Genomic DNA, 14,056 nt, shown 5'->3' on the forward strand with positions numbered 1-14,056 from the left:
GGGCGCTTATTCCCCGGCAGAGACAGTCTTGCTGCGCCGCCGGTTTGTCGTGGTCTTTGCTGTCGTCCCGGCCGCCCCGGTCGCCGACCGGCGTGGCCGGGCGGCCTTCGCCGGGGCCTTGGTCGCAGCCTTGGTCGGGGCCTTGGTCGAGATCGGGGCCGTCATCGTTCGCGGAACAGCCGTGATGCGGCGCGCCAGGCGCGTCACATTGGAGTCTCCGCGCCTCAGATAGGCGGTGATGTCCTCGTCGAACCAGCGCGGGGGCGTCGTGACCTTATTGGTCAGAGGCCGCGCATGATAACGATACGGGATCGTGACCATGTCGCCGCTCATGTAGTGGATCCACGCCGCCGCCCTCTGCGGCAGATCGTCGGCCGCCCTGGCTTTCGTCTCGAAGCGCACCAGCTGCCGGTACTGCCTGCGGCTCTTGGGCACGACGTGGCCGATGGGATAATCGGTGGCGGCGAAATCGGAGCACAGAACCGCCGGAATGTTCATCAGGCCCAGTTCGACCGCCGTGGTGCCGTTGTAAAGCAGGCCGAGGTCGATCAGCCCGTCCAGTTCGGCGATGTCGAACCAGTCCTGGCCGGCGATAATGACATTGTCCGGCAGCTCGACCTCGATCAGGTCCGTCATGTATTCCGTCAGGAAGGTCGCGATCTCGTTCCGCATCTCGTGGGGATGGGGCTTGATCAGCAGGAGGGTGTTCGACCCCCGCACCGACTCGATCGTGTGGTTCAGCCAGTCCTTGAAATTCCCGTGCGCGGGCCCGCCGTCCGTGGGGGCGGCCATGTCGCAGACCACCTTGCCGAAGGCGCAGGCGACCTTGCCGCCCTCGGCCTTCCACTGGCGCATGCGCTCGATGCAGGCCACAGCGTCGGGCGGCGGCGCCGCCGTCGTCCGCGTGGAGCGCCGCACGCGCGTGGTGTCGCGCACCCGCTCCAGCATGTGCGCACTGGAGGCCTTGCGCGCCGCGTACCAGGTCTGGAACTCGGCGGGGATGGGGAAGCTGGCCGTGCGCAATTCCGGATGGGCGGTGATGTTGCGCATGCCGCACTTGGTTGAGAACGGTCGGGAGAAATTGACGAAATAGTTCTCGTAGCCGTTCGAGGCGTGCAGACAGAAGAAGGTCTTCGGGTCTCCCTTCTGCTCGCAATAGAAGCGCACCACCGCGTCCGGCAGGCGCGCCTGAAGCGGCACCATGACGCCGGTGCGCATCTTCATCCGCCCGAACGTCCTGTTGGCGTTGTCCAGCACCTCGCCGTAAAGGCGCGTCCACTCCACCAGCCGCCCCAGGAATTTCTGCAGGCTCGGACAGGTGAAGTCGACATTGTAGCGGCGCCGATTGATGGCGCCCTCCTCCCACAGCGGCTGCGACAGGTCGATGGAGCCCCACTTGAACGCCCCCTCGGCGATGCGCGGCGAGAAGCCCTTGATCGGCGCGAAGGATTGCGAACACAGCGGGTCCAGACGCACGTCCTGAAGCATGCAGCCGATGAACTGGTCGATCCGGGGGTCGCCCGTCGGCTCGGCCGGCAGGACGCCCTCCACCAGAGGAATGACGGCCCAGCCCTGCTTCTTGAGCTCCAGCAGCACCGCCATGGGATATTTCGTCAGCTGACCGGCGTTGCGCGGCGCCAGCATGACCACGCCCTTGGGCTTCTGAGGCTGCGGCACGGCCCGGAACCATTTGGCCGAATCGGTCAGGAACTCGAGTTCCGCGATGCGGCGCATCAGCCCCCAGTGACGGAACGGGCAGAAGCTCTTGGGCGTCCCCAGCACGGTGCCGGCGATATTGCGGACCAGCTGGAGGGCGCGATTGAACTGCCCCTCGCGCTGAAGAATCTTGGCGTAGTGGATGGCGCCGTAGGATCGGCGCGCGGATTCCGGCGCGCTCTTGAAAAAGTCATGGGCCAGGTCGTGACGACGGGCCCGCGCCGCCCAGGCGAAGAGATCGCGCACCTCGTGGGCCTTTTCGGGCGTCCCCGCCGCCTCGACCAGCGCGGTGGTCGCCGCCAGATGGCGCTGCGGATCCCCGTCCAGCACGATGGCCGCGATGGTCCACGCCGTTGTGCGGGCCTCCGGCGCGGCGCCGTAACGCAGCAGGCTGTCCTCGATGAGCGCCTGGTCGGTTTCGATATCCAGGTCCCTGGCCAGCTGCAGCGCCTGGATCAGCAGCCGCACGGTCTTCAGCCCGCCGTCCTCGCCGATCAGGGCCGGATCGACGCCGTCATCTCCCACCAGCAGGGGCGTCCAGTGCTCTCGCGCCGCCTCATAGGCCTTCCCGGCGACGGCGTAGGCGTCGTGATAGGCGGGCATCCGGCGAAGGCCCTGGCGCAGCATGTCGCGGATGACGGCCAGCTTCTCCCGCCCGCCGGTCTCCAGCTGGAACCGTCGGCGACAGGCGGCCAGATAGCGGTTCTGTCGGCGCCCCTGCAGCAGGGCTTCCTGCTCCAGGGGGGCGTCAGCCGCGCCCTCCTCGTCTTCCCCCTCGGTCTTGGCGCCGTCCACGGCCTCGACGCCCTCCACGGCTTCAGCCTCGCCGCCGCCGCCGCCGGCCCAGGCCATCTTGTCCCTGGCGATGGCGTCGACGACCCGCCAGACATTGGCCAGATTGGTCAGCAGGGACCGCCTGGCGCGCTCCTCCACCGGCGTTGAGGCTTCGCGGCTCGCGACGAACTCGGTGGTCGCCCGGACCAGGGCCAGGGCGTCCTCGATACGCTCGTTCTTGGCCAGGGCCACGGCTCGCACATAGACCACGAGAATGCTGTCCGGGTGCTCCGCGATCACCGGCTCGGACGCTTCGAGAAGGGCGGTCAGGCCGTCGTCGTCGACCATCAGCTCCGACAGACGCAGGGTCGCCGCGAGCGGAGCGGCCAACTGCATGTCTTCAAGGCCGGCGAGGGCCCGCAGCAGATTCTGGATCGGCCGGTCCATCCCCTTGGCCCGGGCCGCACGGGCGGCGCGTCCGCGCAGGATCTTGGCCTTGTATTCGGCGGCCTTGGCCGTCATCCCCAGCTTGCCATAGGTGCGGAACAGGGTCTCGACCACCTCGACATTGGCGAGCCCCCGCTGCTCCAGGGGCTCGAGCAGCGCCAGGGCCCAACGGCCCATGCCGCGCCGGGTCAGGGGACCGGCGGCCTTGAGGCCGAGACGGCGATGCAGGGCCCACGGATAGGCCAGGGCGAACCGCCCCCGGGGTTCGATGTCGGCCTTCATCCCAGCAGGTCCCAGCTCATGGGCGTGCCCGCCTTGACCGCCTTCGACACGCGCCGGCCCAGCAGCACGTCATAGTGCTTGGGCTCCAGCCCGTGGCCCGGCCGCACCCGGCGCAGGTTCTGCGGCGTCAGTTCGTCGCCGGCCTCAAGATCCTGCCCGATGTACAGCGAGCGGCGCCGGCGGCGCGCGTTGCGCTCCACCTCGGTGGGGCCATAGCGGATGGCGCCCAGCGCCTGACGCGCCCGCGTCGCCTCGGTCACCAGCGCGGCCATTTCCGCCGGCTCGGCCGAGAACGCCGAATCCACCCCGCCGTCCTCGCGGTCCAGGGTCATGTGCTTCTCGATCACCGTGGCCCCCAGGGCGCAGGCGGCGACCGGCACCCCGATGCCCATGGTGTGGTCCGACAGGCCCACCTCGCAGCCGAACAGCTGCGCCATGTGCGGAATGGTCAGCAGGTGCGAATGCTCCGGCGGCGCCGGATAGTTGCTGGTGCACTTCAGCACCACCACGTGGGGGGCGCCGCCCTCGCGCGCGGTCTCCACCGCCTCGGCGATCTCGGCGATGGTGGCCATGCCGGTGGAGATGATCATCGGCTTCTTCGTCGCCGCCACCCGCCGGATCAGCGGCAGGTCGATGCACTCGAACGAGGCGATCTTGTAGCAGGGCGCGCCCAGGCTCTCGAGCAGGTCCACCGCCGTCTCGTCGAAGGGCGACGAGAAGCACAGGATGCCCTTCTCCTTCGCCCGCGCCATGATCGGGGCGTGCCAGTCCCACGGCGTGTGCGCCTCGCGGTACAGGTCGTACAGATTGCGCCCCTTCCACAGGGACTTGGGATCATTGATGACGAACTCGCCCTCGGCGATGTCCAGCGTCATGGTGTCGGCGGTGTAGGTCTGCAGCTTGACCGCGTCGGCGCCGGCCTCGGCCGCCGCATCCACGATGGCCAGGGCGTGGTCCAGCGAGCCGTTGTGGTTGCCCGACATCTCGGCGATCACGAAGGGCGAGCCGTCGTCCGCGGCGTTCGGGTTCAGCAGCTGTTTCAGACGGCTCATCAGGCGTTCCCGTTCGGACGCGCCTCGACGGCGCGCCTCGTCTCGTAAAAATCACGCAAGGCGCGCTCCAACGGCCACCGGGGCTCCCACCCCAGGCCAAGACGCGCGGCCTCGATACGCATGTGCGGCGCGGGCGCAGGCCCGTCCCGGGGATCCTCGATCCTCAGATTGCCGTCATTACCGAACGCGACGTTCACCGCCTCGGCCATCTCCAGCAGGGTGAAGACGCGACCGGCCCCGACATTGAAGACCCCGCCCGGCGCGTGCGGCGCCAGGGCGGCGGCGAACGCCTGGACCACATCCCTCACATATATTTGATCAATTCCGATCCGTCCATTTCCCCGAACTGTCAGGGTCTGACGACGCCAGGCGGCGTCGGCGAATTTCATCAGCACCGCCGAGATGCGCTCGCCGTGCCCATACGAGGCCGCCAGCCGCAACGAGGTGGTCCGCACCCCGGTCTTGCCGCCCCAAAGCGTCAGCAACTGCTCGGAGGTCAGCTTGGACAATCCATAGGGATTCAGCGGAACCGGGGTGTCGGTCTCCACATAGGGAGCCGCATTGGCGCCCGAATAGACCGCGATGCTCGAGGCCTGCACGATGCTGGAGACGCCCGCATCCCGCGCGGCGAAGAACAGGGTCTCCAGCAGATCCAGGTTCGTTTCGGCGAAGGGGCGGAACGACAGGGGATCGTCATCGCGCCGGCTGCGCCGTCCCGCCAGATGCACCACCGCGTTCACGCCCTTCAGCGCCTCGGCCAGATCGGCCGCGCCGTAGTCCGTCGTACGAACCCGCACGCCCTCGCCGACCAACGGAGTCAGACCCTCGGCATCGCGGCCGAGCGCCACGACCTCATGCCCCTCGGCGGCCAGCGCTGGGACCAGATAGCGGCCGATGAAGCCCGATGCGCCGGTGACGGCGATCCTCATGGGTTCTGCCTCCGGAAGCGAAGGCCCTGTGCATAGCAGCCGCACATGTCAGTTCGACCGCCTGCGCACATAATAGCCCACCACTTCCATGCGGCCGTTGATGGGCAGAACTTCCTCGCCGTCCTCGTAGCGGTACTCGTGATGGAGCGCGTCCTCGGGGATGGGGAAGTCGGCGGCCGAAAAGGCCCCGCCGGGCGCAGTCTGCTGGAACATCAGCTCATAGACCCCGTCGGCCGGGCGGCCCGCAGTCAGGCTCGAGACGTCCTCACCCATCAGCCGGCGCACCGCCAGGTCCAGATAGTCCAGGCCCCGCGCGTGCTTCATCAGCCGCCAGATGTGGCAGCCGTCCAGGCGCGGCGCGATCTCGATGATCTTCGGTCCCTGCGGCGTGGTCTTCATCTGGAAATAGAGCGTGCCGTCGCGCACGCCCAGGGACGCCACCACCGCCTCCACCAGTGCGGCGCCCTGATCGACCACCGCCCGGTCCACCGCCACCGGCGGGATCAGATGCCCGCTGGGCACGCCCACCAGATGCTCGCCGTGCACCAGCCGTTCCGAGCACTCATTGACCACCACCCGGCCATCGGCGACCAGCACATTGTAGGAGATCTCGACCCCTTCCAGCCACGCCTCGACGATGGCCGTGCCGGTGGGCGACAACTCGAGGGCGCGGCGCACCGCCGCCTCGAAGTCGGCCGCCTCATTGACCTTGGCGACCCCGCGCTGGCCTTGCGAGTCCGCCGGCTTGACCATGCAGGGAAACGCCGACCAGTCGGCGCAATCCTCCAGCGCCTTGACGCGCCGATAGGGCACGACCGAAAGGTCCCGGGCGTTCAGATGGGCCCGCAGCGCCGCCTTGTCGTCCAGCAGGGCGACCAGATCGTGATCAAAATAGTGCGGCAGGTTCAGACGGCTGGACGCCTCCACCACCGCGGGAACCGCCAGGTCGGAAGAGACCGAATAGACCAGGTCGGCGCCGATCGAGCGGGCCAGTTCGGTGACGCCGTCGCGGTCGTTGATGTCCACCAGGGCGAAGTCATGCGCCAGCTTCGCCCCGGCCCCGCCCGGCCGGTGGGCGCAGGCGGTGACATGCCAGCCGTGCCCGGCCAGATAGCGGATCAGGTCCGCCTGACCGGCGTTGGCGCCCAGCACCAGGGCCTTCTTGTCGCGCATGGCGTCGTCCATCAGTTGAGCGCTCCGATCAGCCGGTCCACCAGGCGGGCGCAGCCCTTGCCGTCCACATTGGCCTGCCCCGCCCGCGACATGGCCGTCCGCCGCGCGTCGTCGGCGGCAAGGGCGGCCACATGGCCGGCGATGTCGAGGGGATTCACCTCCGGCGCGCGCCCCAGATATATGGCCGCCCCCCGGTCCTGCCAGCCCAGACCCTGGCGGATCTGATTGTCGGCCATGGCGGTGATCAGCATGGGCGCCCCCGCCGCCGCCGCCTCGAAGGTGCTGGTGCCGCCAGCGATCACGGCCAGATCCGCTTTCAGATACTCGCCTGCCACGTCATCGGGATTGACCGCCAGAACCGCGCGATCCGGCGCATGGTCGGCGATCCAGGCCGCGATCGACTCATTGCGGGGATTGCTCGCGCCCGACATGACCCGCAGGGACAGGTCCGCCGGCCCGCCGGCCGTCAGGGCCTCGAGCGTGCGCACGACCATCCCCTGATCGTCGCCGCCCCCGAACGAGATCAGCAGCCGCTTCAGCGGGCGGTCCGCATCACGCGGCGGCAAATTGGCGAATGCAGGTCTCAGGACGGCGAACTCCGGTCCCAGCAGGAATTCCAATGCCGGGTTGCGCGCCAACGCGCGATAATGCTCCGGGGTTTCACGGGGACCGCCGTTCGCTACAAAATCGGCCCAGAAGGGTGGCGGATTCGACGCATCGAACTGCTGCAGCCACTTCAGCCCGGCGGCTCGCAAACGCAGTTGATAGGGCTCGTCCATGCGGTAGTCGTCCATCACCGCCACCCGCACCCCAAGGCGTTCGGCCAGGGCGATGAACGCCGCCGCGTCCGCCTCGCCTGTGGTCCAGGTCAGGGGCGTCCAGCTCTGGAACAGGGCGGCGTCGCCGGGCAGCCGCCAGGTCTCGTCCGGGCCCGCCATGGCGCAGGTTACACCCCGCTCCACCAGCATGGCGGCCAGGGTGCGGCAGCGGGTCAGGTGCCCGGCCCCCACCGAGGGCGAAACATTGCAGCGAAACAGGATCATGCGCCGGACGGTCCGCCCTCTCTCAGGGCGCGGAACACCAGTTCGGCACGGGTCCAGTCCTCGGGCGTGTCGATGTCATGCACCCGCCAGCGTGGCAGAACCACCGGCGCGGAGTGCGGTGCGAACACCGGCTGGTCGGTCAGGAAGGCCTCGGCGGTCCCCCAATAGAACTGACCCGCGTCGTGATAGGCCTCCTCCAGATCCTGCGACCGGGCATGACGGTGCTCGGGCTGGAGCATGTCCACCCCGCCCTCCGGCAGGCGCTTCAGGGCGCGCTGGACCGGATAGGCGAAGCTGGTCACCGAAAAGGCGTAGCGGAACCGGCCGTCCGCAAGCAGGTCCAGACCGGTCTTCAGGTCGCCCGCGTCCAGGAACGGCGCCGTCGGATAGATGCAGCAGGCCTGCGCCACCGCCCTCCCCGCCAATTCCTGCATGGCGCGGATCGCGTGGGCGATGACCGGCCGCGTCGGGGTGTGATCGTCGGCCAGGTCGGCCGGACGGCGAAAGGGTGCGGTCGCTCCGGCCGCCTCGGCGACCCCGGCGATCTCCTCGTCGTCGGTGGAAACCACCACATGGTCGAACAGGCCGCTTTCCAGCGCCACGCCCACGGGCCAGGCGATCATGGGCCGTCCGGCGAATTCGCGGATGTTCTTGCGCGGGATGCGTTTGGACCCGCCCCGCGCCGGAATGACCGCGATGCGCATCTCAGGCCCCCAGGGCGCGCACGGCGGCGATCACCTGCGCCACGTCCGCGTCGGTCATGGCCGGATACAGGGGAATGCTCAGCGTGCGGTCGTAGTACCGCTCCGCGTTCGGAAAATCGCCCGGCGCCGTGCCGTACTGCTGGCGATACCAGGGCTGCAGATGCACAGGAATGTAGTGGACCTGCGTCCCCACCCCGGCCGCCTTCAGCCGGGCCATGACCTCGGCCCGGCTCTGGCCGATGGCCTCGAAATCGATCTGCAGCACGAACAGGTGGTGGCACACCGTCTGGCTCGGCTGCACCGGCAGGTTCAGCCAGTTCAGGTCCGAAAGCCCGGCGTGATAGGCGGCGATGATCTCGCGGCGGCGGTTCGCGAACCGGTCCAGCTTGGCCAGCTGGGTCGCGCCCAGCGCCGCCTGCATCTCGGTCATCCGGTAGTTGAAGCCCAGATGCTGCTGCTCATAGAACCAGGGGCCGGGGTTCCCGGCCATGCGCTCGGGCGCCCGCTCGATGCCGTGGGACCGCAGCAGGGCCATGCGTTCGTAAAGCGCATCGTCATTGGTGGTGATGGCCCCGCCCTCGCCCGTGGTCATGGTCTTGACCGGGTGGAACGAGAACACCGTGGCGTCGGAATAGCGGCAATCGCCCACCCGGCCCCCGTCCGGGTACTCCGACCCGATGGCGTGGGAGGCGTCCTCCACCAGCTTCAGCCCGCGCGCCTTCGCCAGCGCCGCGAACCGCGCCATGTCGGCGGGTAGCCCTGCGAAATGCACCGGCGCGATCAGGGCCGTGTCGTCGGTCAGTGCGGCTTCCACCGCATCGGGATCAAGATTGAAGGTGGCCGGGTCGATGTCGGCGAAGCGCGGCTTCATACCCGCATAGGCCATGGCGTTGGCGGTCGCCACGAAGGTGTTGGGCGTGGTGATCCCCTCGCGGCCCTCCAGCTCCATGGCCGCATAGACCACGTGCAGCGCCGCTGTGGCGCTGGACAGGACCAGGCAGTGGCGCGCCCCCACCCGATCGGCCAGGGCCCGCTCGAACGCCCCGGTTCTCGGCCCCTGGGTCAGGAAATCCGACCGCAGGGTTTCCAGGACGGCGGCTTCGTCATCCGCCTCTATCGTTTGCCGGCCATAGGGAATCACGATGCGTTCCTGTTTCTTCAGCCGTCGCGAACGCGGCTACACGAAGCCGTGATCGGCGGCCACAGACCGCTAACCCGTCGACGGATTGTCAGCAACCCCGGAAACCGGCCACGCTTGTTCCATTCTCCTGATGAAACCCTTTCGTCGACGCCCGCCATGACCCCGCTTCCTCCCCTTCTGATCCTGACCGAAGGCGACCGGCGTCGCGGACTGGGCCATCTCGGGCGCTGCCTGGGATACGCCGAGTTTTGGCGGCGAGCCGGGCGGCCGGTGCGCTGGATCGTGGACGGCGACGACGCCGCCCATGCCGTTCTGGGCAAGGAAACCGTACGGTGGGAGACGTGGCGGGACAGGACACAGGGCCTGGCCGCCAGGGACGAGGTGGTGATCGTCGATTCCTATGACGCCGCCCCGGCCGCCCTCGCGCCCCTGGCCGAATGCGCCGGTCTGACGATCTGTCTGGACGACCTGGAGCGTGACGGCTACCCGCCAGGGCTTGTGATCCACACCTCGCCCGGAGGCCTGGAACGCTCAGGCCGCGCAGCCCGCTGGCTGGTCGGGCCGGCCTGGCAGCCCATGGCCCCGGCCTTCTGGAGCGTGCCCGAGCGGTCTCCGCCTCGCGAAGGCCTGGGCAGGGCGCTGGTGCTGACGGGGGGCACGGACCTTCGAGGCGTCGGCCCCGCCCTCGCAGGCCTGATTCGGCGAACCCTGCCGGACTGCGAGGTCCATCAGGTTCTGGGCGCCGGGGCCGGCCCGGCGCCGGTTCAGCCGGGCGTGGTCCAGCACCGGAATGTGGCGCCGGAAGCCCTGCGCGACCTCATGCTGGATTGCGACCTGGCCGTCAGCGCGGCGGGCCAGACTCTTTTCCAGCTGGCCTGCTGCGGAACACCCACGATCATGGTCGGCGTGGCCGACAACCAGACCAGACACCTGCGTGAATGGCCGGAAACCGGCGCGATGACGGCCGCCGGGGTCTGGAACGACCCGACCCTTCCGGATCAGGTCGTCGCCCGGCTCACAGCCCTGAAATCTCGCGAGGCGCGCGCGGCCATGAGCCGCCGTGGCCGGGCCCTCGTGGACGGCCAGGGCGTGGCCCGGCTGGCCAGGCTGATCGGGTCGATCCTGGCCTGACGACTTACATTTTGTTTCGGTTCGCTTTATTGACCCCGGCCACGGCGCCGGGGAGGCCCCGGACATTGCCAGCCCTAGGACAAGGCTCTCCATGCGCATCGCGGTGATCTTTGGAACCCGGCCGGAAGCCATCAAGATGGCCCCGGTGGTCCAGGCCCTGCGCGCCGAGCCCGGCGTGGACTGCCGCGTCTGGTCCACCGGCCAGCACCGTCAGATGCTCGATCAGGTGTTGAGCCTGTTCGACCTCGCCGTGGACGTCGATCTCGCCCTGATGACGCCGGGACAGAGCCTCAACGGCCTGTTCGCCGCGGCGGTCTCGGGCGTGGACGCCATGCTGACCGCCGAGCGGCCCGATCTGGTCCTGGTTCACGGCGACACCTCGACCGCGGCGGCGGCGGCGACGGCCGCCTTCAACGCCGGGGTGCCCGTCGGTCATGTGGAGGCCGGTCTGCGCAGCGGACGCATGGACCAGCCCTGGCCCGAGGAATTCAACCGTCGGCTGGTGGACATGGTCAGCCGACTGATGTTCGCCCCCACAGCCCGCGCCCGCGACAACCTTCTGGCGGAAGGCGCGCCTGCGGATCGCGTGCTGGTGACCGGCAACACGGTCGTGGACGCCCTGCTGACCATGGTCGAGCGGATCCGGACCCGGCCAGAGGTTCGCGACCGTCTGGATCAGGCCTTTTCGTTCCTCGACAGGAACCGCCGCCTCGTCCTGGTCACCGGCCACCGGCGGGAAAGCTTCGGAGCGGGGTTCGCGGACATCTGCGAAGCCCTCAAGCGCCTCGGCGAGGACGAAACCCTTGAGATCATTTACCCCGTACACTTGAATCCGAATGTGCGCGGGCCGGTTCATGAGCTATTGGGGGGATCATCCAGGGTTCACCTCATCGAACCGGTCGATTACGAGTCCTTTGTCTATCTGATGGACCGATGCCGCGTGATCCTGACGGATTCCGGCGGCGTTCAGGAAGAGGCGCCCTCCCTGGGCAAAACCGTTCTGGTCATGCGCGACGTGACCGAACGGCCCGAGGCGGTCGAGGCGGGAGTGTCACATTTGGTCGGTACGAACCCGAACCGTATCGTGTCAGGCGTGTTAGACGCTCTGACCCGCCCTCCGCGCAGCGGAGCCGACAATCCATACGGCGACGGCCAGGCGAGCCGACGCATCGTACAGGGACTGCTTGATGCCGCTGACCATCTACGCTGACTTCCAGCCCGAGACCCAGGAACGCATGACCGTGGCGGTCGTCGGGCTGGGCTACATCGGCCTGCCGACCGCCGCCGTCCTGGCGCGGGCCGGGCACCAGGTCATCGGCTATGACATCAAGCCCGATGTCGTGGCGTCCGTGAACGCGGGCTGCAGCCACCTGGTCGAGCCGGGCCTGGACCTGCTTCTGGCCGCGGTCACGGCCAGCAAGTCCCTGAGGGCCGTCAATGAGGCGCCCGAGGCCGACGCCTATCTGATCACCGTGCCCACCCCCACCAAGACCGGCGATTTCAACCATCCCGACCTGAGCTCGGTGTTCAGCGCCGTGGACGCCATCGCCCCCCGGCTGGTGAAGGGCTCCCTGGTGGTGCTGGAATCCACCTCGCCGGTGGGCGCCACCAACCAGGTGGCCCAACGCCTCGCGGAGCTTCGCCCGGACCTGAAGGTGGCCGTCGGGCCCTCGGAGCGGAACGAAGGCGACATCGACGTGGCCTATTCCCCCGAACGGGTCATTCCCGGCCGCACCCTGCGCGAGCTGGAAAGCAACGCCCGGGTGGTCGGCGGCGTCACAGCCCGCGCCGCCCGCCGGGCCGCCGCCCTGTACCGCACCATGACCTCGGGCGACATTCTGCTGACGGACGACCGCTCGGCCGAGTTCGTCAAGCTGGCCGAGAACGCGTTCCGGGACGTGAACATCGCCTACGCCAACGAGCTGTCGCTGGTCTGCGACGAGCTGGACCTGAACGTCTGGGAAATCATCAAGCTGGCCAACAATCACCCCCGGGTGAACATCCTGACGCCGGGTCCCGGCGTGGGCGGCCACTGCATCGCCGTGGATCCCTGGTTCATCGTGGCCCAGGCGCCCGAGACCGCGCGTCTGATCCGCACGGCGCGTCTGGTCAACGACGGCAAGCCCCGCTTCGTCATCGAGAAGGTGTGCGAAATCATGGATCTGGACCCGAGCCTGCGGCTGGGCTGCCTGGGCATGACCTTCAAGGCGGACGTGGACGACTTCCGCGAAAGCCCCTCCCTGAACATCGCCAAGGCCCTGTCCGCGCTCTATCCGGGCCGGGTGGTCTGCACGGATCCCTACGCCGACATGATCCCGTCCGAGCACGGTCTGGAGACGGTCGGTCAGGACGAGGCGCTCGCCCAGCCCGTGGTCCTGGCTCTGGTGCCCCACGCCGATTTCCGCAAGGTCGCGCGCCCGGACGCCCATATCATCGACGCCTGCGGCCTGTGGGCCTGATCAGACCTTTTCGCTGATCTTGATGGCGGCGCGGCAGCCCGCCTTGATGACGGCGCTCAGCACCGGATAGGCGGGCGCCTCGTGCGCCCCTTCGGCGATGGCGTGGTCATGATGGGCCATCTCCTCGTCGCGGAACTGGCGGAACTGGGCCGCCATCTCCGGATCGCGGTCCGTCATCTCCTCGGCCTGGTCCGCATAATGCTCGCCGATCACGCTCTCCACCGCCTCGGTGCAGGCATGGGCGGCCTTCTCCCCCATCAGGGCCGTGCCAACGCCCAGACCATAGGCCGCCAGCCGCCAGACCGGCGTCATCAGGGTCGGACGCACCTGCTTCTCGGTCAGCAGCGCCTCGAAGCGCTTGAGGTGCACATCCTCCTCGCCTTCCATGCGCGCCATGTCGGCGGCGATGCCGGAGCGGCCCGCCGCCTCGAACACCCGCTTCTGGCCGCGATATATCTGCACCGCCGCCATCTCCCCGGCGTGATCCACCCGCAGCATCTCGGCCAGACGGGCGGCGGGGGCCCCGCGACCGGGGCGCGGCAGGGGTATGCGTCGGGTCATCAGCGTTTCTCCGGGGTGATCCTGGGCGCGCGCGCGTCCTTGGGCCGCTTGGCGGCCAGCAGGCTGAACCCGGCCAGCCCGGCCGAGATCAGGGTGTTCCACCCCGCCATGGACAGGCCCAGGAAGCTCCACACCACCGCGTCGCACATGGCGGGCCGGGTCTCCGGCGCCGTGCCCATGGCCAGGGCGGTCAGCGCCTCCAGACCCACCGTGCCGCCCCCTGTGCACATGGCCGGCAGCGCCCACCAGCCCAGCTCCCCGCCCGCGTGGAACCCGGCCGTGACGGCGCTCGTGGCGAAGACCGCGGCCAGCAGGAAGGCGGCGATGCGCGGCGTGCCCCGGCTGGCCCGGCTGAACACGGCCCACAGGGTGGCGGGCAAGGCGATGGCCACGGCGGCCCAGAACACCTCGCGCTGCTTGAGACAGAGGTTGCACGGCGCCAGGCCCGCATAGCGTTCAAAGGCGTGGGCCGCGCCCAGCATGGCCAGGGACGCCACAAGGGCGAAGGCGGTCCACCAGCGGGTGATCAGGCGATAGGCGCTCAGCATGGCGACTGTCTTAGCTCGCCCCCGCGCGCCCGTCGATGCGCTCAATCAGCCCGGCAGCAGTCCGGCGAAGCCCGCCGCCCAGCCGGCCCCCAGCAC

12 protein-coding genes are annotated in these 14,056 nt (G+C 69.0%); 3 read left to right on the plus strand and 9 right to left on the minus strand.

Features of this window, described 5'->3' with window-relative positions; all coding sequences use genetic code 11:
* Window positions 1–6: 6 nt before the first annotated feature.
* Genes IWC96_RS01870 through pseC form a run of 7 tightly spaced genes read right to left on the minus strand, consistent with a single transcriptional unit; the run spans window position 7 to window position 9,261 of the window.
* On the minus strand, window positions 7–3,219 hold the full coding sequence (locus tag IWC96_RS01870) for a hypothetical protein (protein WP_196838255.1): 3,213 nt from the start codon (window positions 3,217–3,219) through the stop codon (window positions 7–9).
* The gene (gene pseI, locus IWC96_RS01875; protein ID WP_196838256.1) at window positions 3,216–4,271 is read right to left on the minus strand and encodes a pseudaminic acid synthase; all 1,056 of its coding nucleotides are present in this window, start codon (window positions 4,269–4,271) and stop codon (window positions 3,216–3,218) included. Before pseI ends, IWC96_RS01870 begins: the two co-directional genes overlap by 4 nt.
* A complete protein-coding gene (locus tag IWC96_RS01880) occupies window positions 4,271–5,200 on the minus strand; it encodes an NAD(P)-dependent oxidoreductase (protein ID WP_196838257.1) in 930 nt (309 codons plus the stop codon). Before IWC96_RS01880 ends, pseI begins: the two co-directional genes overlap by 1 nt.
* 48 nt (window positions 5,201–5,248) lie before the next feature.
* The gene (locus IWC96_RS01885; protein ID WP_196838258.1) at window positions 5,249–6,373 is read right to left on the minus strand and encodes an acetyl-CoA carboxylase biotin carboxylase subunit family protein; all 1,125 of its coding nucleotides are present in this window, start codon (window positions 6,371–6,373) and stop codon (window positions 5,249–5,251) included.
* An 11-nt stretch (window positions 6,374–6,384) separates the two neighbouring features.
* Entirely contained in the window at window positions 6,385–7,416 is a 1,032-nt protein-coding gene (locus IWC96_RS01890; RefSeq protein ID WP_196838259.1) for a PseG/SpsG family protein, read from the minus strand.
* Window positions 7,413–8,120, minus strand: coding sequence for a pseudaminic acid cytidylyltransferase (gene pseF, locus IWC96_RS01895; protein ID WP_196838260.1), 708 nt, complete (start codon window positions 8,118–8,120; stop codon window positions 7,413–7,415). The genes IWC96_RS01890 and pseF overlap by 4 nt, the downstream gene beginning before the upstream one ends.
* Window position 8,121: 1 nt before the next feature.
* Window positions 8,122–9,261: a UDP-4-amino-4,6-dideoxy-N-acetyl-beta-L-altrosamine transaminase gene (gene pseC / locus IWC96_RS01900; RefSeq protein ID WP_370541072.1), complete on the minus strand. Its 1,140-nt coding sequence runs from the start codon at window positions 9,259–9,261 to the stop codon at window positions 8,122–8,124.
* Between the two features lie 156 nt (window positions 9,262–9,417).
* Between pseC and IWC96_RS01905 the strand changes: the two genes are divergently transcribed.
* The 3 genes from IWC96_RS01905 to wecC all read left to right on the plus strand — a co-directional run bounded on the left by IWC96_RS01905 (window position 9,418) and on the right by wecC (window position 12,851).
* Window positions 9,418–10,392 (plus strand): hypothetical protein, encoded by a 975-nt coding sequence (locus IWC96_RS01905; protein ID WP_196838261.1) that lies wholly within the window; start codon window positions 9,418–9,420, stop codon window positions 10,390–10,392.
* A 91-nt stretch (window positions 10,393–10,483) separates the two neighbouring features.
* Window positions 10,484–11,602 carry a non-hydrolyzing UDP-N-acetylglucosamine 2-epimerase gene (wecB, locus tag IWC96_RS01910; protein ID WP_196838262.1) on the plus strand — a complete coding sequence of 373 codons (1,119 nt, stop codon included), beginning with the start codon at window positions 10,484–10,486 and terminating at the stop codon, window positions 11,600–11,602.
* A complete protein-coding gene (wecC, locus tag IWC96_RS01915; protein WP_021697712.1) occupies window positions 11,580–12,851 on the plus strand; it encodes a UDP-N-acetyl-D-mannosamine dehydrogenase in 1,272 nt (423 codons plus the stop codon). The genes wecB and wecC overlap by 23 nt, the downstream gene beginning before the upstream one ends.
* Here the strand turns inward: wecC and IWC96_RS01920 are convergent, their stop codons facing one another.
* Both IWC96_RS01920 and IWC96_RS01925 read right to left on the minus strand, forming a co-directional pair.
* Complete coding sequence (locus tag IWC96_RS01920) at window positions 12,852–13,412, minus strand: demethoxyubiquinone hydroxylase family protein (RefSeq protein ID WP_021697711.1); 561 nt, start codon at window positions 13,410–13,412, stop codon at window positions 12,852–12,854.
* A complete protein-coding gene (locus tag IWC96_RS01925; RefSeq protein ID WP_021697710.1) occupies window positions 13,412–13,960 on the minus strand; it encodes a disulfide bond formation protein B in 549 nt (182 codons plus the stop codon). The genes IWC96_RS01920 and IWC96_RS01925 overlap by 1 nt, the downstream gene beginning before the upstream one ends.
* Window positions 13,961–14,056: the final 96 nt, after the last annotated feature.

Source organism: Brevundimonas sp. BAL450 (assembly GCF_015767455.1).
Classification (GTDB): Bacteria; Pseudomonadota; Alphaproteobacteria; order Caulobacterales; family Caulobacteraceae; genus Brevundimonas; species Brevundimonas abyssalis.

Excerpts from the sequence above, each read along its gene's own strand:
- IWC96_RS01870 (WP_196838255.1), bottom strand. The coding sequence starts at position 3,219 with ATGAAGGCCGACATCGAACCCCGGGGGCGGTTCGCCCTGGCCTATCCG.
- pseI (WP_196838256.1), bottom strand. The coding sequence starts at position 4,271 with ATGAGCCGTCTGAAACAGCTGCTGAACCCGAACGCCGCGGACGACGGC.
- IWC96_RS01880 (WP_196838257.1), bottom strand. The coding sequence starts at position 5,200 with ATGAGGATCGCCGTCACCGGCGCATCGGGCTTCATCGGCCGCTATCTG.
- IWC96_RS01885 (WP_196838258.1), bottom strand. The coding sequence starts at position 6,373 with ATGCGCGACAAGAAGGCCCTGGTGCTGGGCGCCAACGCCGGTCAGGCG.
- IWC96_RS01890 (WP_196838259.1), bottom strand. The coding sequence starts at position 7,416 with ATGATCCTGTTTCGCTGCAATGTTTCGCCCTCGGTGGGGGCCGGGCAC.
- pseF (WP_196838260.1), bottom strand. The coding sequence starts at position 8,120 with ATGCGCATCGCGGTCATTCCGGCGCGGGGCGGGTCCAAACGCATCCCG.
- IWC96_RS01905 (WP_196838261.1), top strand. The coding sequence starts at position 9,418 with ATGACCCCGCTTCCTCCCCTTCTGATCCTGACCGAAGGCGACCGGCGT.
- wecB (WP_196838262.1), top strand. The coding sequence starts at position 10,484 with ATGCGCATCGCGGTGATCTTTGGAACCCGGCCGGAAGCCATCAAGATG.
- wecC (WP_021697712.1), top strand. The coding sequence starts at position 11,580 with ATGCCGCTGACCATCTACGCTGACTTCCAGCCCGAGACCCAGGAACGC.
- IWC96_RS01920 (WP_021697711.1), bottom strand. The coding sequence starts at position 13,412 with ATGACCCGACGCATACCCCTGCCGCGCCCCGGTCGCGGGGCCCCCGCC.
- IWC96_RS01925 (WP_021697710.1), bottom strand. The coding sequence starts at position 13,960 with ATGCTGAGCGCCTATCGCCTGATCACCCGCTGGTGGACCGCCTTCGCC.